Source organism: Rhizobium sp. CB3171, assembly GCF_029714265.1.
GTDB lineage: Bacteria > Pseudomonadota > Alphaproteobacteria > Rhizobiales > Rhizobiaceae > Rhizobium.
Map to the genome: position 1 here is coordinate 1 of NZ_CP121654.1, position 21607 is coordinate 21607.

General features: G+C 58.6%; 22 protein-coding genes and 2 pseudogenes. 13 read left to right on the forward strand and 11 right to left on the reverse strand.

Annotation, left to right across the window (positions count from 1 at the left end):
- From repA to QA648_RS32085, 4 genes are all read left to right on the forward strand, one after another.
- The gene (repA, locus tag QA648_RS32070; protein WP_104825918.1) at positions 1-1221 is read left to right on the forward strand and encodes a plasmid partitioning protein RepA; all 1221 of its coding nucleotides are present in this window, start codon (positions 1-3) and stop codon (positions 1219-1221) included.
- A gap of 59 nt (positions 1222-1280) precedes the next feature.
- On the forward strand, positions 1281-2255 hold the full coding sequence (gene repB / locus QA648_RS32075; RefSeq protein ID WP_283054530.1) for a plasmid partitioning protein RepB: 975 nt from the start codon (positions 1281-1283) through the stop codon (positions 2253-2255).
- Between the two features lie 159 nt (positions 2256-2414).
- Positions 2415-3629 carry a plasmid replication protein RepC gene (gene repC, locus QA648_RS32080; protein WP_283054531.1) on the forward strand — a complete coding sequence of 405 codons (1215 nt, stop codon included), beginning with the start codon at positions 2415-2417 and terminating at the stop codon, positions 3627-3629.
- Positions 3630-3737: 108 nt separating this feature from the next.
- Positions 3738-4247, forward strand: a complete 510-nt coding sequence (locus QA648_RS32085; RefSeq protein WP_283054532.1) for a GNAT family N-acetyltransferase — start codon at positions 3738-3740, stop codon at positions 4245-4247.
- Positions 4248-4332: 85 nt separating this feature from the next.
- On the opposite strand, the gene QA648_RS32090 is transcribed toward QA648_RS32085, so the two are convergent.
- The 10 genes and pseudogenes from QA648_RS32090 to QA648_RS32135 all read right to left on the reverse strand — a co-directional run bounded on the left by QA648_RS32090 (position 4333) and on the right by QA648_RS32135 (position 13125).
- The gene (locus QA648_RS32090) at positions 4333-4536 is read right to left on the reverse strand and encodes a cold-shock protein (protein WP_283054533.1); all 204 of its coding nucleotides are present in this window, start codon (positions 4534-4536) and stop codon (positions 4333-4335) included.
- A 139-nt stretch (positions 4537-4675) separates the two neighbouring features.
- A pseudogene (locus QA648_RS32095) lies at positions 4676-5662 on the reverse strand (DUF4172 domain-containing protein).
- Between the two features lie 391 nt (positions 5663-6053).
- Positions 6054-6971 carry a recombinase family protein gene (locus QA648_RS32100; RefSeq protein ID WP_283054534.1) on the reverse strand — a complete coding sequence of 306 codons (918 nt, stop codon included), beginning with the start codon at positions 6969-6971 and terminating at the stop codon, positions 6054-6056.
- Positions 6972-7396: 425 nt separating this feature from the next.
- Positions 7397-7540, reverse strand: a pseudogene (locus tag QA648_RS32105) (AAA family ATPase); the annotation flags it as partial.
- Positions 7541-7809: 269 nt separating this feature from the next.
- Positions 7810-8628, reverse strand: a complete 819-nt coding sequence (locus tag QA648_RS32110) for a calcium-binding protein (RefSeq protein WP_283054535.1) — start codon at positions 8626-8628, stop codon at positions 7810-7812.
- A 433-nt stretch (positions 8629-9061) separates the two neighbouring features.
- Positions 9062-10219, reverse strand: coding sequence for a tyrosine-type recombinase/integrase (locus QA648_RS32115; protein WP_283054536.1), 1158 nt, complete (start codon positions 10217-10219; stop codon positions 9062-9064).
- Positions 10216-10464, reverse strand: coding sequence for a prevent-host-death family protein (locus QA648_RS32120; protein WP_283054537.1), 249 nt, complete (start codon positions 10462-10464; stop codon positions 10216-10218). Before QA648_RS32120 ends, QA648_RS32115 begins: the two co-directional genes overlap by 4 nt.
- Before the next feature lie 11 nt (positions 10465-10475).
- The gene (locus QA648_RS32125; RefSeq protein WP_283054538.1) at positions 10476-10853 is read right to left on the reverse strand and encodes a type II toxin-antitoxin system VapC family toxin; all 378 of its coding nucleotides are present in this window, start codon (positions 10851-10853) and stop codon (positions 10476-10478) included.
- Positions 10850-11140, reverse strand: a complete 291-nt coding sequence (locus QA648_RS32130; RefSeq protein WP_283054539.1) for a type II toxin-antitoxin system prevent-host-death family antitoxin — start codon at positions 11138-11140, stop codon at positions 10850-10852. Before QA648_RS32130 ends, QA648_RS32125 begins: the two co-directional genes overlap by 4 nt.
- Positions 11141-11454: 314 nt before the next feature.
- The gene (locus tag QA648_RS32135) at positions 11455-13125 is read right to left on the reverse strand and encodes a transposase (RefSeq protein WP_283053001.1); all 1671 of its coding nucleotides are present in this window, start codon (positions 13123-13125) and stop codon (positions 11455-11457) included.
- A 575-nt stretch (positions 13126-13700) separates the two neighbouring features.
- On the opposite strand from QA648_RS32135, the gene QA648_RS37080 reads away from it, so the two are divergent.
- The gene (locus QA648_RS37080; RefSeq protein ID WP_349254332.1) at positions 13701-13985 is read left to right on the forward strand and encodes a hypothetical protein; all 285 of its coding nucleotides are present in this window, start codon (positions 13701-13703) and stop codon (positions 13983-13985) included.
- A 163-nt stretch (positions 13986-14148) separates the two neighbouring features.
- On the opposite strand, the gene QA648_RS37085 is transcribed toward QA648_RS37080, so the two are convergent.
- Entirely contained in the window at positions 14149-14295 is a 147-nt protein-coding gene (locus tag QA648_RS37085; RefSeq protein ID WP_349254333.1) for a hypothetical protein, read from the reverse strand.
- Positions 14296-14638: 343 nt separating this feature from the next.
- On the opposite strand from QA648_RS37085, the gene QA648_RS32145 reads away from it, so the two are divergent.
- From QA648_RS32145 to QA648_RS32180, 8 genes are all read left to right on the forward strand, one after another.
- Positions 14639-14956: a DUF2147 domain-containing protein gene (locus QA648_RS32145; RefSeq protein ID WP_349254334.1), complete on the forward strand. Its 318-nt coding sequence runs from the start codon at positions 14639-14641 to the stop codon at positions 14954-14956.
- A 316-nt stretch (positions 14957-15272) separates the two neighbouring features.
- On the forward strand, positions 15273-16103 hold the full coding sequence (locus QA648_RS32150) for an oxidoreductase (RefSeq protein ID WP_283054540.1): 831 nt from the start codon (positions 15273-15275) through the stop codon (positions 16101-16103).
- A gap of 56 nt (positions 16104-16159) precedes the next feature.
- Complete coding sequence (locus QA648_RS32155; RefSeq protein WP_283054541.1) at positions 16160-17194, forward strand: AraC family transcriptional regulator; 1035 nt, start codon at positions 16160-16162, stop codon at positions 17192-17194.
- A gap of 191 nt (positions 17195-17385) precedes the next feature.
- Positions 17386-18237 carry an SDR family NAD(P)-dependent oxidoreductase gene (locus tag QA648_RS32160; RefSeq protein ID WP_283054542.1) on the forward strand — a complete coding sequence of 284 codons (852 nt, stop codon included), beginning with the start codon at positions 17386-17388 and terminating at the stop codon, positions 18235-18237.
- 300 nt (positions 18238-18537) lie between these two features.
- Positions 18538-18915 (forward strand): nuclear transport factor 2 family protein, encoded by a 378-nt coding sequence (locus QA648_RS32165; protein WP_283054543.1) that lies wholly within the window; start codon positions 18538-18540, stop codon positions 18913-18915.
- 23 nt (positions 18916-18938) lie between these two features.
- The gene (locus tag QA648_RS32170) at positions 18939-19814 is read left to right on the forward strand and encodes an NmrA family NAD(P)-binding protein (RefSeq protein ID WP_283054544.1); all 876 of its coding nucleotides are present in this window, start codon (positions 18939-18941) and stop codon (positions 19812-19814) included.
- Complete coding sequence (locus tag QA648_RS32175) at positions 19811-20743, forward strand: NAD(P)-dependent alcohol dehydrogenase (RefSeq protein ID WP_283054546.1); 933 nt, start codon at positions 19811-19813, stop codon at positions 20741-20743. The genes QA648_RS32170 and QA648_RS32175 overlap by 4 nt, the downstream gene beginning before the upstream one ends.
- 57 nt (positions 20744-20800) lie before the next feature.
- Positions 20801-21502, forward strand: coding sequence for a YafY family protein (locus QA648_RS32180; RefSeq protein ID WP_283054547.1), 702 nt, complete (start codon positions 20801-20803; stop codon positions 21500-21502).
- Positions 21503-21607: the final 105 nt, after the last annotated feature.

The following is a 21607-nucleotide window of genomic DNA, read 5'->3' on the forward strand; positions in this document are numbered from 1 at the left end:
ATGAACGCTAATTCGATGGCTTCGCTTAAGATGCCGATGCACTTTGAAGATCAAATCCTTGAACAGGGTGATTTGATTTCGAAAAAGCTGCACCTCCTTAGCGTACAACGATTCCCGCCGAACGCGAAAAAGACATTGCGAAGCTTCTCGCTGGCAGAGGTCGCGACCTATGTCGGTGTATCGCAGAGCACATTGAAAAAGCTGCATCTGGAGGGTAAGGGCCCCTCCCCTCAAACCTCGTCCTCGGGTCGTCGCTCTTATACCGCCGAACAAATGTTGGAACTTCGCCAATATCTGGATACGCACGGTCGATCCGACAACCGCATGTATGTTCCCCATCGGCGCGGCGGTGAAAAGCTGCAAGTGCTTGCCGTAGTCAACTTCAAGGGCGGCTCGGGGAAGACCACGACCGCCGCCCATTTGGCGCAGTACCTGGCATTGACGGGGCATCGCGTCCTTGCCGTAGACCTCGACCCTCAAGCATCCCTCTCGTCTCTGCACGGTTTCCAACCGGAGCTCGATCAGATCGCGTCGATTTACGACGCCATCCGCTATGATGGTGCGAGAAAGCCAATCTCGGAAATCATCCAGACCACCAATTTCCCTGGGTTGGATATTGTCCCTGCAAACCTGGATTTGCAGGAGTACGAATATGACACGCCGCTCGCGATGTCTGATAAGTCGTCCAATGAAGGCAAAACGTTTTTCACCCGTATATCGCGGGCTTTGGCTGAGGTCGACGATCGGTATGATGTCGTCGTCGTCGACTGTCCACCGCAGCTCGGATATTTGACGCTGACCGCACTGACCGCAGCGACAAGTGTTCTGATAACAATCCATCCGCAGATGCTGGACGTGATGTCGATGGGTCAGTTTCTTCTGATGCTTGGTGGAATTCTAAAGCCGATCCGTGCAGCCGGCGCGGAAGTGAACCTCTCCTGGTACAGATACTTGATTACGCGCTACGAGCCAACCGATGTTCCGCAAGCCCAGATGGTCGGCTTTATGTCCACGATGTTCCACGAGTTCATACTGAAGAACCAGATGGTGAAGTCGACGGCGGTTTCGGATGCCGGGATTACCAAGCAAACTTTGTACGAGGTTGATCGCGCATCCATGAATAGAGGCACCTATGACCGTGCGATGGAATCGTTGGATGCAGTGAATGCTGAAATTGCCGGCCTCGTTCACGAATCATGGGGGCGCCGATTTGTCGGCTGACAAAAACGGAAGTTTTATGCGGAAAAACAAACGGCTAACGGTTGTTCGGAGCAAATGAGATGGCACGGAAAAATCTGCTCGAGGGACTCGCTGACCTGCATGATGATAGCAGCGCGGCACCCGCATACCCCATGCGGGGCGCAGGAAAATCTCTCGTGCGTTCGCTGGACGAGTTGGCAAAGCAGGCTGATAAATTTCTCGAAGGCGAGGCAATTGTCGAACTCGATCCGGCACAAATTGAAGGCTCTTTCGTGAAGGATCGGATTTCAGACGACGGCGGCGAGTATCAAGATCTGCTAGAGGCGATCCGGGTACGTGGGCAGGATACGCCTATTCTCGTGCGGCCCCACACGAAGGTCGATGGTCTTTATCAGGTCGTGTTCGGCCACAGACGAGTAAGAGTAGCAAGAGACCTCGGCAGAAAAGTCCGGGCTGTTGTCAAGGCAATTGACGACCGTGCCCATGTCATTGCTCAAGGGCAAGAAAATTCCGCGCGTGCAAACCTCTCTTTTATCGAAAGGGCATTATTCGCCAAGCGCCTGGATGATCTTGGTTATGGCCGAGAGGTGATTTCCTTGGCATTGTCGGCGAATGCGGCTTCGATCTCGAAGATGATGACTGTTGCAGAGCGCATCTCGGCTGACGTGATAGAAAAAATCGGACCAGCTCCCGGTGTGGGCCGAGAGCGTTGGGTTGAGCTTTCACTTTTAGTCGGAAAATTCGCCAATGGCGGCAAAGTATCAGAAGTTTTGAGCACAGACGGTTTCGACGCATTGCCGTCTGATGAGCGCTTTTCATCTCTGTACAAGGCGCTCAACAGAACAGCGCGGCCTGTGAAGAAGGCGGAGGTTTCGACTCAAAAGGCGAAATGGCAGCCCCGTGACAAGGCGGTGCAGGCTGAAATCAAGAATACGGGCAAAGCTTTCTCGCTCTCGATGAAGGCGAAGAATGCTGGCCGTTTCGGAGAATATCTTTCCCGCAATTTGGATGTGCTCTATGAGCAATTCCTGAAGGAGGGAAGCAAAGGAGACTGAAGCCGCAAAAGAAAAAGGCCCCCAAACGACCAAGTCGTGGAAGCCCTTCTCGTATTCCCTAAGCAAGATCGAGAGTCGCATTTCCACGAATCGCTGTCAAGAGTCGTAACCGTCGATTTGGCGGGCGGATCTCTTTTGCCTCAATGAAGGTGAGAGAAAATGCAGACTGGAAATGTGACGACGCCCTTCGGGCGGCGGTCGATGTCGCTTGCCCAGGTAAAAGGGCAAATGAAGACGGCTGAGATGCGGCCGGGTAAGACGGCCGACAAATGGAAGATTTTTCGCGATGCCTCGGAGGCGAGAACAGTGCTCGGCATTCAGGATCGCGCCCTTGCCATTCTTGATGCGCTCTTGACCTTCTATCCGGACAATGAGCTTTCGGAAGAGCGCGGCCTGGTGGTGTTCCCGTCAAATCAGCAGCTTTCGGTTCGAGCGCATGGTATTGCTGGCACGACATTGCGCCGGCACCTTGCCGCACTCGTCGATGCTGGACTGATCCAGCGCAAAGACAGTGCTAATGGCAAACGATACGCCCGAAAGGACAATGGCGGCCAGATTGAAGATGCGTTCGGCTTCAGCCTCGCGCCGCTGCTTGCTCGCGCCGAAGAGCTTGCGCAGCTCGCCCAGCAGGTAGCGGCCGAGCGCCGGCACTTCCGTCGCACCAAGGAAGCCCTGACGATCTGCCGTCGAGACGTACGCAAGCTGCTGACGGCTGCGATAGAAGAGGGCGCTTCTGGCGATTGGGAAAAGCTGGAAGGCTACTACGTGCAGCTGCTCGCCCGTGTCCCCCGCTCCCCAACCCTCAAAGATATTGAATCCGTCCTCGACGAAATGCGGATATTGCGTGAAGAGATCATCAACCACTTGGAATTTCCGGAAGATTCCCAAAAAACAGATAGCAATGATGTCCAAAATGGACGTCACATACAAAATTCAAAATCCGAATCCAGCAATGAACTTGAACCACGCTCTGAAAAAGAGCCGGGGGCGAAATCGAGCCCAGATATCGGGCGGATGCGAGAGCCGATAAAGGCTTTTCCACTGGGAATGGTGTTGCAGGCCTGCCCTGAGATTTCCAACTACGGGCCGGGCGGTGCGATCGGTAGTTGGCGCGATCTGATGTCGGCTGCGGTGGTCGTGCGATCGATGCTGGCCGTCAGTCCGAGTGCCTACCAGAATGCCTGCGAGGCATTGGGCGCCGAGAACGCCGCGGCAGTGATGGCCTGCATCCTCGAAAGGGCGGGGCACATCAACAACGCGGGCGGTTATTTGCGTGACCTCACCCGCAAAGCAGAACGCGGCGAGTTTTCGCTTGGACCGATGTTGATGGCGTTGATGCGAACGAATGCTTCGCCTGGCCGGAGGGCATCGTGATCAACAAAAGGGTCATACTGTTTATGAGACCGCGGCGGGCGAAATGCTTGCTAGTTGTCTCCTGAGTTTCACCGTTAGCTGTCAATCCAAGATGGAGTTGCTGAAAACATGCATATTCGAACGGCCGTAATCGCAGATGCGGAGGAGCTGTGTAGCCTTCTGAACGAAATCATCCGCACTGGCGGAACAACCGCACTCGAGACACCGCTTTCTGCCACTGAGTTCGCCGAGTGGTTTATCGATGGCGAGTTTGCGCTTGCTTGTCATGTTGCTGAGCACGATCGGTTGCTCGTCGGCTTTCAGTCGTTGAGCCTATACGGCGATCCACCGAAGGGATTTGTCGACATTGCTACATTTGCACGCGCGAACCCAAACATATCCGGCGTCGGCAGCGCGCTATTTCCTGCAACGCGTGCAACAGCCGAAGAACTCGGGTTTGAATTCATCAATGCGACCATCCGTGCCGACAATTTAAGGGGTCTTGCCTATTACACCAAGATGGGTTTTGAGGATTATGACAGGCTCATAAAGGTTCCGCTCCTGGATGGGAGACCCGTCGACCGGGTCAAGAAGCGCTTCAAGTTGGGGGCTGTGCCACATATGCTAAGGCCCACTTGAACTGATGATTTCAGCAAGTCGCAACTTAAGAGCAGGCGGCCGAAGGCGCGTTTGAGCGCGTTACCGCCGCTCCTGTCCAATGGCGTCAGAGCGGTCTCACGTTTTCCGCCTTTAGCTTGCCGGTCTTTCGATCTTGACCGAGATCGTAGGAAACGCACTGTCCCTCTCTGAGCAAATCGCCATATTGCAGAGCGGTGACATGCACGAAAACGTCGCCTCCTCCGCTTTCCGGCGTGATGAAACCAAAGCCTTTATCGGCGTTGAAGAACTTTACCTTGCCAGTTGGCATAACAATCCTCGTGTCTTCGCAGTTTGGGCGGCGAACCAATGACCAGCCAACGCAAGAATCAAGCCAGTCCGCTTCCGGCGATTGATACCGCACTCTCTTGATAGAGCGGACGAAAAGCCCCGCGCCCGAACCGTTGCTTCTATCGCTCCTGCTCCGGCAGTTCCAAGGTGTACCGCGTATGCCGGCGTTTGCCGGTCCCGTTCATCGCTCCCTTCCCCCACCATATCGTGAAGGTCTCGAGTAGCCACCGCCCGGACGCCCCAATGATCGCGATGTAGTTTTCCGCGCTCAGGCCGCCTTTGAAGCCCTCAATCCCTTCGAGAAACTGCGGGAGATCACCTTGTCCTGGCGCCTGTTGAACTGGCCGCGGAACCGGTCGTAGAACTTTCCCTTGCGGATATAAAAAGCGACGCGAGTGAGAGCGAAATCAGGCTTGGCTGCCCGATGTTTTGCGCCGGCGACTTTCCCGCCAATGCGCGGCCGATCCTGCCGTTTCCATCTTCGAATGGATGGATGCTTTCGAAGTAAAGGTGACTTATGCCGGCACGCGTCAGAGCGGGGAGGGACTTTCGCCCTCCGATCCGGATCTGTTGAACCAGGAGACATACCCACCCATTTCGGACTGTACCTGCCGGGAAGGCGGCGCCTCGAAGTGAATGGTCGGCTTGTCGAAGCAGCCGGAGACGATTTGCATCGCGTCCTCGTGAGTCCGATAGCCACCGATCGTTGCGAGATGGCTGTTGCCTGCCATCAGTATCGAATGCCAATGAAAGAGGGTTTCGTGGTCGAGCGGTTTGGACCAGGTGTCGAAGAGGTGGATCATCATCTCGGTGATGCCACGTTCCTGAGGCCTGATCGCTCTGTTGTCGGCATCAAGGCCGAAGTCCCGACGCAGCGACGACTGCACGCTCAGCCGATCGAGCATCTCACCCTCGATCTCTGAGGTTTTCACAACCTCATCGCTCAAAAGCTCGATCCGCAGGGACTTGCCATCCTCTTCATTGAAGTGAAGCATGGCCCCGATGACCTCTCCCGAGGACTTGAGAAACTGACGCTCCAGCGGTTCGAGGGGTTCACGATCTTAGCTGAAGTGCTGCCAGCCGGGTTGCGCCCAATCTCAGCGCATGAGTGGTAGCTCATGAGGATCACACAGTGCAGCTTCCAGACGGCCGAGCCTAATGAGCGACTGTAATCAGCCTTCTTTTAACTAATTCGGTGGCTTGGTCTGCCGGCTGGTCGCGATCTTTCTTCAGCGCGGCGACTGTTCGGCCGTCACCCTATTTGTGAGCGGCCTTCTTCTATGAAGGCGTCTCCAATCACCGCAGACACCGCCGGTTATAATGTTTTTGCAAAGACATTATAACCGGCGGTGTCTGTTGCGGTCGTCAGCTCGAGGAGCAAATCCCCTTGGCCGGCTTGGCCGAACAGGTCGTGGCAAGCACGGATTGGAAGGAGATCTCCGCCCGGAAAGGAAGCTGGCGGGACAAAAAGCTCGGGCGCTCTTATGAATCAGCTGCTCAAGAACGAACTAAGCCGAAGCGATGTGCCTCATCCAACAGCGCCCTGACGGAAGAGGGCTGCCACTTCCTACTGCCATGCGCCGGTCGTTCCCCCATTTGGTCCAGTTGCGCGGCAATGTCGCGCAGCGACAGACTGGGATCGGCGATGGTGATCGCGGCGACCAACTTCATCAAATGATCTTCGGGAGCGCGGCGCGGTGAGCGGGCCAGCACCTCTGGCTCTGCAAGCTTCTCACGAACCATCCGGTGAACAGCGCGTCGGAGCCGCTCGACGGTCCAGTCGTGGCCGCGGCGGTTAAGGACGCGCACGACATTGTCCCAGCTGTGCTGCGGCCGGAGCTGCCGCACGGTCGGGAGCCACGTCTGTGCCGACGAAATCAGTTCGTCGAGATAAAGTTTCTGGCGTGCTTTCGACACCGCCTTGATCGCCTCCGGTCGGCGCTCGCGCAGACCGGGGTTTCCGGGAACCTTCCCTCTGGCTTTCGCAGCCTTAATGCCAGCTTTGGTTCGTTCGACGATCAGGGAGCGCTCAAGCTGGGCGACGGCGCCGAGCACCTGCAGGGAAAAGATACCCTGCGGCGTGGACGTGTCGACCGGATCGCGCAACGAGCGGAAATGAACTCCGCGCTTTTCGAGATCTTCGATCACGTGAAGCAGATGATTGACTGATCGTGCCAAGCGATCGAGACGAACGACAACTAGCACGTCGCCAGAAGTGAGATCCTTCAGCAACTTGGTGAGCACCGGACTTGCGCGAGATAAGCCGGATCCGTGCTCCTGATGAATGCGGTCGCAGCCGGCTGCGCGCAACTCATCGACCTGGGCGTCTTTGAGCTGATCGTCCGTTGAAACCCGCGCGTATCCGATCAGCCGTTGCGGCGCGGACGGGGAGCTGACGGTTGCTGTCTGTGGCATTAATTCTCGCCTTGTTTTGGTTTGGCGCTGTACAGATAATGAATGCTTGAGAAAATGTAGGTTTGCAAGCGTGTTTTGAGATCAAAATGGAGGGCTATCCAGCATGTTTTATGATTTGGGATAGGCGCCGCTCCATCGCGACCCCTGAAAGCGCGTCAGCGGGCTTCCATGGCGGAAATCGCGTGAAATAGGTTGTTTTGGAAGGAGTCTGCTCCGGCCCCGGCGTTTTGGCAGGTTCTGACGCAGAGTAACGGTCGGGGAGAGACAGCGGTGCGGCCGATTCGGCGAGCTTCATTCCACTCATCAGACAGATGGGTCCACCGAACCTGGGTGAACACGCCCCTATGATGCTCGGCGCGAACATCCTCCTGTCCCGAGAGGCGAATGCGTGGGCATGGATTGCTCGCACTGGATGTGCTTAGGTCTCGGTCAACAGCTGACTCCAGGTCGAGATAGATCGATGGACGATGCTCGGCTATCAAGAGTGCCAATGTCGTTTTACCGACCTGACGCGGGCCGATGAGTGCGACAGCCGGGCTGGTGTCTAGCAGTTCGTTCAGTCGGATGATATAACGTCGCGCGGCGCGATTAGTGATGTAACGGGGGCATCGAGGTCTTCCCGAGAAGCCACACGGAATTTTCCATTGCATTCACCGCCATCGTCTTGGTCCGACCGAGTTGGATTGCCAGGCAGGGAAGGGCAGGGGAATTCGCATCGGCTGGATTGGTCCCTAACGGTTCCTCCTAGAGGGCGTGGCGAGGCTGTGCTCTTTGGCGACCTCGGTTTTGCGGGACCGCGCTTGAGCCGGCGTGGCGCGGTTCCCCATGATTTTCCGGATTAGCAGAACATGAAATCGGACGCGGTCAGACCCAGGCCGGCCAAGTGGAGCAAACTCTGCACGTTAGCCAAATGCGCGAAGTCATCCACCTGATTGTCGGAGGTAACATAACCCAGCTCCGCCGTCATGGTGTTGTAATTAAAATAGGCAACGATATCGCCTGCAGCTTCGCCGGAGATATCCCTGGCTGCGGCTGAACCATCGGTGAAACCGTGATCGGTGATCACGACGACGTGCTCGCTGTGCGCGCCGTTGGCGGGGCCGCTATAGAACGTGTCCACCTGATTGCCGCGCGTCGCATGATTGACGAAATTCGCCGCAAGACCATCGCTGCCAAGGCCCACCGCGTCGAAGATGAAACTATCCTGCGCTGGGTCAAAATCCACAATGCTGGTGCGGTCCTCCGCGGTTGGCCCGTAGTTTTGATCAATCCCGGGGAACGGGTCGTGGAACTGGAACACAAAGGTGTCGTGGCCGGCACCTCCGGTCAAAGAGTCCCTGCCGTCGCCAGCGAAGAGGGCGTCGTCGCCGGGGCCGCCGTAGAGCTTGTCATTGTCCGCACCGAGGATGACCGCACCGAGGATGCGCGGGTTGTCGAGGCCAGTGTCGCCGTAGAGGTAGTCGTTGCCCTCGTCGCCAAAGACGTGGTCATTGCCCACACCACCGAAGACTCGGTCATTGCCCTCGCCGGCCGAGATGGAGTCGCTGCCGGGACCACCGTCGATCCAGTCATCTCCCGTGGGATCGACTATTATATCGTCACCATTGCTGCCAAAGAGACTGTTGCTACCGGGGCCACCCAGAATTGTTTTTTCCATCGCCAATCCTCCTTGTGAAACAAGCCCCACTAGCCTCATTCATATGCCTTATCGGCCAACTGAGGTAATTGATTGTTTGAATAGAGCACATCGACAAAACGGATGCATACACGTGCGGTGCGCCTCAACTGGATCTGAACTCTGGAGGTAATCATCCAGATCGTGCTCAAGTGTATGACGGCAGGACATTTCATCCGGCTAGCCGGTTCATGTTTGGGCGAGCGTTTGAGTTCGGACTGGAGCGCTGCGTTTGCATTCGTTCTCCGGCGCGTGTCAAGCCGCGGGCCTCTTTATGTCAGAAGCAGCATCACCAGTCTCGTTGGGCCGAACGGAAGCGGTAAAAAGGCGAGCTTTGCGGGCCATCAAACGCCTTGGCTGAGCCTGAGACCGGTGATTAAAATTGCGGCCTGTCAAGACCCGCCAAGACTAGCGTTCAGATGACAAGCCGTGCCGCCCGGCCATTCTTCCGCTCGGCGTTGTTGTAATAGCTCGCTGCCTGCGTTACCGACTTGTGCAGCGATTGCTGCATCGCTTCGGGTAAGGGAATGCCACGGTTGGCGGCCTCGGTCAGATAGCCGGAGCGTAATCCGTGCGCCGAAAACGCCTCAGGATCTAGGCCGGCCTGCTTGCAGCGGCCTTTGAGGATCAGATTGACCGATTGCGGCGTCAGCGCGCGCCGGTCGATATTGCCCCACTGATCGATGCGCCGGAACAGCGGTCCGCTGTCGATCCTGGCTGCTGTCAGCCACTGTTTCAGTACCATAACTGGCCGGCCGATCAGCACGACGTGGGCGTCGTCATCGGCGGTCGTCGTCTTGGTGCGGCCGAGATTGATGGTGAGGCAGGGCAGGAGAGAGGAGTCCTTATCGGCCGGGTTCTGGCGCACCGGTTCCTCATCGATGAGATCCTCGATCCGAAGGCTGGCGATTTCGGAGCGCCGGCGGCCGCCGGAGGCGAAGGCGGTCAGCAATAGCGCCCGATCACGGAGATCAACCAGGCGATCGCCGGCACAGGTGGAAAGCAACTTTGCCAACACATCGCCGGTGACGGCTTTTTTGCTCTTGCGGCGACGTTGCCGCGGTGCGGCCCGAACCGCCAGCCGCAAGGCAGACTTCAGCGAAGGTGCGGAGAACGCCCCCGTCTGCCCGCGCCAGCGCGTCAGGATCGACCAGGAGGTCAGGCGCCGACGCACCGTATCCGGCGCATGCGGACCGCCGACGCGCAACAGCCCTTGGGCGCGCAACCCCGCCTCGACCTCCACCGGGATGCCGTGGTCAGGATTGTCGGCGCGTTCGACGGGATCCCAGAGGTGATGGGCGACGAATTTCAGCAGCAGCGCTTCCGGCGCCGGCCAGGGGAGGGGAGCGCCGGTCGCGAGGGCGGCCCAGGCCTCGAGATAACCAAGATCGGAGGTGAGCGCCCTGAGCGTGTTGTCGCCCATACCCTCTTTGGCCAGATGTTTTAATGTGGCAACGTCTTCTTCGGTGAGCTGTGCTGCCAGGTGGTCGCGCCGATCGAACGGAAGAATGGCATCGAGGGAGTCGAGTTCCTCAGCACGCCTTTCGATCGAAGTTGGCGACGCGCCGCTCATTTCGGCCGTCCGTTTTCGTCATAGAATTCATCGTGGTTCGAGGTCTGATCACCGATCGTCGAGCGGCCTTCGGCTGCCAATGCCAAAAACGCATCCATCGTGCCCTCGCCCGGCTTCGCCATCGCCGTAAGCACGGCGATAGGCTGCCCGGCTCGGCAGATGAAGACCTCGTCATGACGCAGGGCAAGATCCATCAACTCTTCAAATCGTTCGGCAGGTTCCGGAATATCCCCAAAAATCTTCATCGCGATTGCCCTCACCAAACCCGCTCATGCAATACAGCGTCGAACACCAAATCGGTCGACACGAGTGCGCAATGTTCCAACCGCGTCTGAGCGGCGAGGATGCGGTCCCAAGGATCACGATGGTCCCAGTCGAAGCTTGCCGCCAGTTCGGCGTGCAGATCGGAGATGGCGAGCGTCTGCAGGCCGCTGGCGGCAACGGCGGCGCGCAATTCCTGCGGCTTCAGATCGAGTTTCTTCAGGCGCATCTTGTTGTCGAGTTCGTAGAAGGACACGGCGCTGACGAGGACCGTGTTCATCTTGTCCTCGATCAGCGATCGCGCCTTTGTGGAAAGGCGGTCGCTGCCGATCGTCCACCAATAGACGGCGTGGCTATCGAGCAGCACCTTCATGCCTTGGGCCCGCGGTCGGCTCGGCTGCCCTGCCAGACACCGGTATCGTCGTTAAAGTCGCCGGCGTCGATGGCCACCTGTTCGGCATCGACATCATCGAACAGATCGTCGGGCAGGCCACGCTGGCGCAACAGGCCGAAGGGGCGCTTACCGCCGTCGGCCGGACCGATGCGGGCGTAGACTTCATTGCCGCGCATGATAACGATTTCCTCACCCTGGTTGGCGCGTTCGAGCACCTCGGCGAAATGTTTGCGCGCTTCGCTGATCTTGTAGCTAGTCTGGGGCATTGTGCACTCCGATACTGCCTTGTGACGCCATGGTAGCACCGCAAACGCTCGCGTACAAGCCGCATGTACTCTTCACTATCGATACGTGATACCTATCGATAGTCAAATACCACCCGCAGCACCATCCGGAGTGACGGAAGCTACTGTTCAAATAATTTCCGTTACAGAAAAGAACAGCATTAATTCATATGGTTAATGAATTCGGAAAACCGGGGGTACGTGGTACCTTCGGGGTACGTGGGGCAGATTTGGTGGCGGTGCCGGTTCATTGGGCAACGGTGGTGGCGCAGCCGAGCCGAAGCGGCCTCGGGTGTTCAAGCCCGAGCGAGAATGATCGCCGACAGGGGCGGAACCGGTTGGCCGACGTTGCCGATACCAAGCCGGTCACCGAGATAGTGGTAAAAGGACAGCCCAAGTTTCTGGCAGGTCTTCATAAGGCCGAGCATGACGTCGCGCGCAACACGGCCATCGCGGCTCATCGTGCCGCCGGAGATCTTTCGCTTCGTGACAAAACTCCGCAGATCATTTTCGGATGCATTGGTGTGCAGCGGAATCTCGGGATGCTCGAGCACCTTGAGTAGCTCGTTCTTCCTTCGACGCAGCCGCTCAAGCAGCTTATCGAGTGCCTCATAACCGGTGCGCAGGGCGAAGATCCGGTCGAACCGTCGTCGGAAGGCTGGAGCAGCATGCGGTGAGGGCCTCTGCTTCCAGGCCTTCAGCGCCTTGTAAAAGCGCCAGACGAGATCGCGAATAAGTGCGACGGATCGCTCCTCCTTGGCAGTGGCCGGCATAAGCTTTTGCAGAAGGCGTTCGGCGTGGACCCAACACAGCGCGTGATTGCCGACGCGGAACTGGCCGGCATCGTCGGACACGATTACCATGTTTCCCACCAGGCCATGATGGCGGATAGAACCCCAAAGCGCGGCTTCAGCAAGCGTGCCGATCTCCTGCCGATCGAAGATATCGACACCCTTGTCGGCCAGATGCGCCATGAACGGCACCTGGTTGCAGAAGCGTTGTGGTTCAAAAGTGCGAAGTCCAGCGGACACGACTGGCTCGCCACGGCGCTCTTTCAGATAGTCGAATGCGGCATCGTTGAGCACGTAGTCTTGGTAATTGCCGCGCAGCAGCGACAGGAAATTCAGGCGAGACTTCGATTTTGTGGTGCGAAAGACAGTAAAATTCGGGCCGCCGATGTGTGTGGCGTAACAGTTATTATGGGAATGCCGGGCGCCGGTGTCGTCAACCGTCACATAAGACGACGACACTAAACCGGCATGCAGCACCGCCGCGTCCTCGGCAACAAAGCCATCCAGCTGCTGGGTCAAAAGCCGGACGATCTGGCGTTTTGAGATGTCGAGACCAATGTCATTGAGCAATGTCGTCAGACGCGCGGTCGTTACCTGTCCTTGTGCATGCAACATCAGGCACAGCCGCCTGAGGTTGGTGCCATAGCCGCCGATGATCCCCGCCGGCAAGGGTGCCAGCACCGTCTTTCCATCCGGCGTCACCCAGCATTCGCGACGGTAATGCACGAGTTCGGCCTTGAGCACCAGGTCGCGAACATAGACGCTTTTGTACCCCTTGAAGCGTGAGCCGGCCGGGGCATTGATGCGCAGGATTTCCTGCCGGCTCACCCGTTTCACATCCAATTTTGCGCCGCGTGGCTTCTTCTTTGTCTGGGCTTTGTCATCGGATTTGGCATCCGTCGCCTTGTCCATACCGGAGGAGCGAAACGGCGGGCGCGGCGGCAGGTTCTTCAACCGGGCGATCTCGTCGCGCAGCAGCTGGTTGTCGAGTTTCAGGCGGGTGTTATCGAGCCGAAGGGCCGCATTTTCCTCGCGAAGCTGGATGGTCTCGGCCTCAAGCTTCTCAAGTCTGGCTTCTGCCTGCTGCGACCGCTCCAGCAGACCCGTCACCAAACTGCGCAACGCCTTTAGCGAAAGCGTGTCGGCATGCTCGGGGGAGGGGAGCCGTTTCGTCATGACAGAATCGAATCATGATTTGCCCCAGCAAGAGAATCCCCACGCTCGCGATCAACGCTCAAAGTGCGAGGTTATGCACACTTCTATGCTCGCTCACCGAAACGCTGCCACCGAATGTGCCCCACGTACACCTTCGGGGTACGTGGGGCAGATTCGGTGTGGCTTTTACCTGCCGATTTCAATTGAAGCGATTAGCTAAAAACCCGACGCGCAATTTTCACCTAACAATTTCAGACCAGGAAAGGGGAGGGGCCTCTCACCCCCCGAGGTTCTTGTGAGAGTGCCGTGGAAGCGGTCGCGCCGGCGCTGAAAAGAAGACTGACGATTGCCACATCGACTGCGCGCGAGTTGACGTTGGTTGGCAGATTCTGCCACTCGATTGGCATACCCCGTCAATGCAAACCCTGCCGCCAATCAATACCCTTTCCGCACCCACGGTGATGATCGATCTGTCTTGGATTGTTTGACTGTCATCGAGGCTTTGTCGAACGAATTTGGAAGCGGCAGTAGGTTGGTAAGGAGTGGCATACTCATTCGAACCGCATTCCGTTTCCGCCACATTCGCAGGAGGCGAGATGCAGAGCGACAGCTTGGTTTTCTTTCGGGCTTGGGTTGCCCGACCGTTTCAGATAGCCGCCATCGTACCGTCAGGACGGGCGCTTGCCGAGATCATCACGCGGGAGATCATGCCACAAACAGGGCACGTCATCGAACTCGGGCCAGGCACCGGCGTATTTACGACCAGGATGATCGAGCGCGGTGTGAGGCCCGTACAGCCAGGAGTTCGCCGGGCGGCTGAACAGCCGCTTTCCGGGCGCCCGCGTACTGTCTATGGACGCTGCGCGCCTGCAAGATCTTGAATTCCCACCAGAGACGTCGGTGGGTGCGGTCGTTAGCGGCCTTCCGCTACTGACCATACCGGCACGCAAGGTGACTGATATCCTCGAAGGAGCTTTCCGGCACTTGCGGCCCGGGGGCGCATTCTACCAGTTCGCCTATATGAACAAGTGTCCTGTCCCCAAGTCAGTTCTTGATCATCTCGATCTGAGCGCAACGCTGGTCGGCCGAACGTTTCGGAATCTCCCACCGGCCGCGGTCTATCGTATCACCGCCGGCCGGTAGAACCAGCTCGTTGGCGGACGTTGCAACCGGATTGACGTGTTCGGTCACTGCTGAATATCCGGCAGGCCATTAGTCTTCCTAGCGTCCGGCGGCAACAAACAGCATCGGACATACCCCAGGGCCGGTGAAAATCGGCCGGTACTGTCGTCGCGAGAGAGATGGCAAGCCGGAGCGAAGGTTCTCGTCTTTCCTGTGCGGATGCATCAACATCGACTTATTGAAAAGGTTTCACCTTATGAACGTGTCAAAGGTCTCAAGGCGATCTGCCATATTCCTGGCAGTGGCAACAATCGGATTGGCCGCGGTTCCGGCGGCTTATGCGCAGCAGGCTTCTCCGGCCGACGCTATCGTCGGAACATGGCAGGCCGACGACGGGAGCGTAAAGCTGGACATGTTCAAGGCGGGAACAGAGTTCCGCGCGCGCCTGCTCTATGGCAATCAACTGATGGAGGCAGACAACGTCACGTTCAAGAAGGATGCCAAAAACCCTGATCCGGCCTTGCGCTCCCGATCCATGAAGAATGTTGTCTTCATCACCGGTCTTCATTGGAATGATGGGAGCTGCACCGGCGGCTCACTTTACGATGGTTCATCGGGCCGCACCTATAACTGCCAGATCACCATGCAGAGCGGCAAAATGAATCTCCGCGGTTATATCGGTATCTCCGCGCTCGGGCAGACGCGGGCCTTCCACCGCGTTGGCGCGTAACTCTGCGATTGCGGGCATGAGCTCAGCCGACGGGTTTCCAACATAAGTTGCACCCCCGCATATGGTGGGAACTCGCCGGTTCGGCGTCGGGCGGATGCCGCATGAGGCGGCATCCGCCCGATTTCTTGAATATAACCGACCTGCCTTCCTGGAATGAGACGGAACCGCTGCTGGCTTGTCTCTCGACTGCGCACGGCAACTGCCTTGGCGCCATTGATGTCCTCATTGGCACAATATGCAACAGTGTTGGCACGTTCCGTCAATGAAGTGATGCTGGCGAGGCCTTATCTGTAATCTCACGAACAGAGAGGCAAACATGATCGACAACCGCAAGAAAACAGCACTTGTAACCGGCGCATCCTCCGGCATGGGCAAGGATATTGCCAAGCGCCTCATCGCCGACGGCTTCAGGGTCTACGTGGCCGCACGAAGTGTCGACAAAATGATAGATCTTGAGAAAATTGGCGCGCGTGCCCTGCAGATGGATATTTCCGACGACGACGAAATCCAGGCCGTCGTTAGCGCAATCCTGATGGAAAGCGGCGGCGTCGATGTCCTGGTCAACAATGCCGGCTTCGGACTTTACGGGCCGGTCGAAGACATTCCGCTGGATGAGGCCAGATACCAGTTCGAAGTCAACGTTTTCGGCCCGGCTCGTCTGACGCAGCTTCTCTTGCCGGCGATGCGGCAGAGAGGCTCCGGCACCATCGTCAACATCACGTCGATGGGCGGAAAGATCTATACGTTGCTCGGTGCATGGTATCACGCCACCAAGCACGCGCTCGAAGGCTGGTCGGACAGCCTACGGCTGGAACTGGCACCCTTCGGTATCAATGTCGTGATCGTGGAACCGGGTCTGACCGAGACCGGATTCGGCGATGTCGTTGCCGATGGCCTCCTCAAGCGCTCGGGTGCGGGTGCCTATGCCACGGTCTCGCAGGCCGTCGCCAAGACCACCAGGGCGACGTACGGTCATGGCCGCGGTACGGATCCAAAGGTAATCGCGGATGTCGTCTCCACAGCAGCCAGCGCAAGAAGGCCGCGCACGCGTTATGTTGCTGGCAAATATGCCAAGCCGATGATCGCTATTCGCAAGTGGTTTGGCGACCGCATGTTCGATCGTATCATCATGAGCCAGATGCGATAGAGTTTCAGTAACAGAACGCGGCATCCCTTATGAGCGTTTCCAGGAGCCTAACTCGCATGACGGCTATACCGGCGGATAAATGCAAAGTTCCTCTGGCGTTCTGGCGCGCGGTCGAAAGGATCGGTGTGCCGCCGTCTGCGGTCCTGCGGCAGGCGCGGCTTCCTGGCACGCTGCACCTGATTGACAGCGGTATGGTCACGACGGCGCAGTATTTTGCCATATTCCGGGCGCTCGAGGAATTGATGCCGGAGCCTGCCCTTGGGCTTCGACTGGTCCGCGAAGCCGATACCGCCGTCCATCCACCGTCGACCCTCGCGGCCTTTCATGCCAGGGATTATCGCGATGGTCTCTACCGTGTTGCGCGTTTCAAGCGGCTCTGCACCCCCGAGCAGTTGAGTTTCAGCGAGGAGAAGGGCGAAGTTTCGATCACGAGCGACTGGATCTACGCCTGCGAGCCGGAACCGGCTATCGCCACTGATGTCGCCTTTGCTTTCCTAGTTGAACTTGGACGCCGAGGAACCGGTCAACCCCTGACGCCAGTGCGGGTCGACTTCTTGCGCGCCGGGCCAAAGAGCGATCTGTACCAGCTCTTTTTCGGATGTCCTGTCAGGTATGGTGCTCCGCAAAACAAACTCGTCCTGAAATCCTCCGATCTCGACCGGCCGTTTCCCGGCCACAACCCCGAGCTCCTGGAGATCCTGACGCCTGCCCTTGCCGCGGCCATGGGTGAATTGCAGGCCCGCAGCTCCATCGGCGACCAGGTCAAGGTCGTGCTGAAGCGAAGCTTGGCAAGCGGGCGCCCCGAGCTGTCGCAGGTCGCCCAGGATCTCAACATGAGCGAACGAACGCTTCAGCGCCGCATCACCGATGAGGGGAAGACGTTCCGCGAGTTGCTGTCGGAAGCGCGTCAGGACCTCGGACGCCAGCTCCTGTCCAATCCAACCACCGACATCGACGAGGTCGCATGTCTGCTGGGCTATCAGGATCGTAGCTCCTTCTATCGTGCGTTTCGCGACTGGGAAGGGCTGACGCCGCTGCAATGGCGCGAATTGAACGGGCGGGACGCGCCCGTGATCCCTTCATTGCATTGATGCCGATCGGAGTGGACACGCTCCATTCCCAGCGCCGAACCGCGAAACCAACCTCCAGCATCGAACGACAAGAATCCTTTGGCGCCTGTCGCAATCCGATTGGCGCCGTCGGCGACTGCGCCGGCACGCCCTCGCCGGTACCAAAAGGTGCCGGGGCATCCGAAGCAAGCAATCAAGTTAAGGAGATTAGAATGTCTGGCAAAGTCTGGTTCATCACCGGCGCCTCACGAGGGTTCGGTCGTATCTGGGCGGAGGCTGCCCTCAACCGCGGTGACAAGGTCGCAGCGACGGCACGCTCGCTCGAAAGTGTCGCCGATCTCGCCGTTCGGTATGGCGATGCGGTTCTGCCGCTCGCCCTTGATGTCACCGATGCCGATCAAGTTCGTGGCGTCGTGGAGCGCGCACATGGCCATTTCGGCAGACTGGATGTCATCCTGAACAATGCCGGCTACGCGCTGGTCGGTGCAGTCGAGGAAACGACAGAAGCCGACATCAAGGCGGAATTTGAAACCAACTTCTTCGGCACGCTACGCGTGATCCAGGCCGCACTGCCGGTGCTACGCAAGCAGGGGAATGGCCATATCATCGGCGTTTCCAGTGTTGCCGGCCTGGTCGCGAGCCCAATCATCGGATTCTATCACGCCTCCAAATGGGCGTTCGAGGCGATGCACGAAAGTCTTGCGCAAGAAGTCGCCGGCTTTGGCATCAAGGTCACGATGCTGGAGCCCGGCGCCTATGCGACCGGCTTCTCCAGCCAAACGTCTCTGAAAATCTCGGCAGGTCTTGATGCCTACGCGGACCTCAGGGCCAGCATTTTCGCCCATGCGGCCAACATCGCTTTTGGCGATCCCGAGGCAACGGTGGAGGCCGTTCTGAAGATCGTCGACATGGAGGCTCCACCGCTCAGACTGTTCCTTGGCACCGAAGGGCTTCCGGTCGTACGCTCTGCCTACGCCGCGCGTCTTGCAACCTGGGAAGCATGGGAAAGCGTCTCGAACGCAGCTCAGGGCGAGCCGAAGAGGCGGGAAATCGCTTCTCCGTGAATGCCGTGAGGTCTCGAACACCTCGGTTGTCCGCGTCTCAGGCGCAATCCTGGCGGCGACTTGAAATAGGTCGCCGCGTCGGGCGGCCTCCTCTGCTGCCAAGTGACGTCATGCGTTTCCGCCCCTGTGGCGTCGGCATTGGATCGGACGTCTTATCTCTACGCCGAAAACGGAAAGCTGTTTACTTATGAGCGTCGTTTTCAATCGCTACAATCTTCGAACGTACCATACTGACATATCATGTCACTAGGTCGAACTATAACCCTTTCAGCCAAAGACCACCAGGAAAGGAATAGAACCATGGCTGAACAGAACGCAACGGCTGCCAAGATCGCTCGCGCCTATGGCGAAGCAATGGCCAGCAAGGACGTCGACGCGATCGTAAAGATTTCCGCCGATGATATCGTCTGCACCTCGCCGATCGGCAAGACTACGGGTGTGGCCGCCTTCCGCGACTTCCAGGAAGGTTTTGCACGCATGATCAAGAAGCTCGACATTCGCGCCGCCTACGGTGACGAGACGCAGGCCGTGCTCGTCTATGCCGTGGAAACCCATCCGGTTCCGCATTCGCTCGTCGCCGAGCTGATCCAGGTCAAGGACGGCAAGATCGCCTCCACGGAAGTGATCTACGACGCCACGCACTATGCGGCCTACATGTCCACCGTCCAGCCGCACTAAGCCGATCGCCGGGAGCATTCGACATGATCACCATCACTGCAGCAACGGGCCGCTACGGGCGGCTCGTCATCGAAGCACTTTTGCGCCGCGGTGTCGCGGCGAACAGCATCGTCGCAGCCGTCCGCGACCCTGCCAAGGCGGCAGATCTTGTAGCTTTGGGCATCGGGGTCCGTGAAGCCGACTACGACAAGCCTGAAACGCTCGCGTCGGCCTTTGCCGGGGCGGAAAGACTGCTGCTGATACCTTCCGCCGACTTCGGGCTGCGTTATCCCCAGATGGAGCGCGCCGTGAAGGCGGCCGTCGCGGCCGCTGTACCGGTGGTCGCCTATGCGGGCTACGTCAACAGCGACACCAGCACTCTTCGCCTGGGCGACGAGCACAAGCAGACCGAGGACCTTCTCCGGAATTCGGGTCTGCGGCACGTCTTCCTGCGCAACGGTGCCTACATCGAGGTCTATGCCGGCGATCTCGGCAACATCGGCTATGCGCTTGCCACGGGCAAATTGATCGGTGCGGCCGCCCATGGTCAGCTTTCGGGTGCAAGCCGCGACGATCTCGCGGAAGCAGCGGCAGCCGTCCTGACCGGGCCGATCGATGGCGACGCGGTCTACGAGCTCGGTGGGACAGCATTCACCATGGACGATCTTGCGGAGGCGATCTCGAAGCTGACCGGCAAGCCGCTGGTCTATGAAGACCTTCCGGTCGACCACTACAGCCGGGCGCTTGCCGCCGTCGGTATCCCGACGTTCTTCGCCGACATCATCGCCGACGCCAGCTTTGCTACCCAGCGTGGTGACTGGTATACTGACAGCGTCGATCTGCCAAGGCTTCTCGGCCGTCCAAGCACGCCGCTGATCAAAGTCGTCGACTCAACTCTCAAGAGAAATGGCCTGCTATGAAGCGGATCCAATACGATCGTTACGGCGGCCCCGAACTGATGAAGCTCGCGAACTTCGAGCTTCGCACGCCGGGCAAGGGCGAAGTTGCAGTGAAGGTTCACTTTGCCTCGATCAACCCGATCGACTGGAAGGTGCGCAACGGCTATCTGAAGATGGTGACGGGGAAGAAGTTTCCCCGCGCGATGGGCAGCGACTTTTCCGGTGTCGTCACCGCCGTCGGACCCGGTGTCACCCGCTTCAAGCAGGGTGACGAGGTGTTCGGCTCGGTGCGCATCCAAGATGGTGGCGCCCTCGGCGAAGCTGCGATCACTCCTGAAACCTTCATCGCCCGGAAGCCTGCATCGATCTCGTTCGAAGATGCAGCGTGCCTCGGCACCCCGGGCATCACGGCCTGGAACGGGCTCGTGGACAAGGCGAAGGTCTCGTCGGGCCAGCGTGTGTTCATCAACGGCTGCGCTGGCGCGGTCGGCGAGGCGTCGGTCCAACTGGCCTTGTCCCTCGGTGCTACCGTTGGCGGCACCTGCAGTGCTGCCGCCATGCAGCACGCGAGCGAGCTGGGCGTGAAGTCGCTGTTCGACTACCGAACGACAGATTTGACGAAGATCGGTGATCGTTTCGACGTGGTCTACGACACGGCGGGAACCATGACCCTTTCCGTTGCCTTCGGGCTTCTGCGGCCGCGCGGCATCTTTCTCGATATCGATCCGACCCCCGCAAAGTTCATCCGCTCGATCTTCGATCGCAAGCTCAAGCCGATCGTCTGCTCGGCCAGAGCCGACATTCTGGACGGGCTTGCCACCGCGGCCGCCAAGGGCAAGCTCAAGCTTCCGATCGGTGAGATCGTGCCGTTGACCGAGGCGATCCGCACTCTCATGGCGCTGGAAGCCGGCCACAAGGCCAACGGAAAGGTCCTTGTCAGCATGGACTAGGATCAGTCATGCTCCAGCCATGAGAGGCTGGAGCATGATTTGTTTCAGGATAGTGTCATGTCCCAAAGCCAGCGACTGTTCGACATCCTTCAGATTCTCCGCCGCCATCGGCAGGCGGTCTCGGGGACCTATCTCGCCCAACAGACGGGTGTCTCGCTGCGTACGATCTATCGGGACATCATCCTGCTGCAATCGATGGGCGCGGAGATCGAAGGCGAGCCAGGTTTCGGCTATGTGCTCAGGCCCGGTTTCATGCTGCCGCCGCTGATGTTCTCGGAAGACGAGATCAAGGCAATAGCGCTCGGCGTGCAATGGGTGAGCCGCCAGACCGACGACGAGCTTTCGTTTGCCGCTCAGGATGCGCTCGCCAAGATCGAGGCGGTTCTTCCCTCCGAATTGCGCCACAAGCTCAACGACAACGACTTCCACGTCCACTATCCGTCGCAGAAGGACGAGGCGATCGACCTCAAGATCCTGCGCAAGGCCATGCAGCAGCAGATGAAGCTGCACATCGTCTACCGGGACGGCAAGGGAGCGGACACCGAGCGCGTCATCTGGCCGATCGGCATCGCCTTTGCGGAGACGATGCGCGTCATTGCCGCCTGGTGCGAGCTGCGCCAGGATTTCAGGGCGTTCCGCACCGACCGCATCCAGCAGGCGGAGCTTTTGGGGGAACGCTATCCTGGGCAGCGCCGCGAACTCTACAGGCAATGGCGGGCGCAGGTCGAGGAAGAGAGAGCCAGAGCCGCGGCGCCGTAGCGGTTGCTTCGAAGCGCGTGCCTCACTGCTTCATGCTGACATTCCCTGTCAAATCATGGCGATAGCATCGCCAATCGTCTCCGCTCGCTCCCCGCAAGCGGGCAC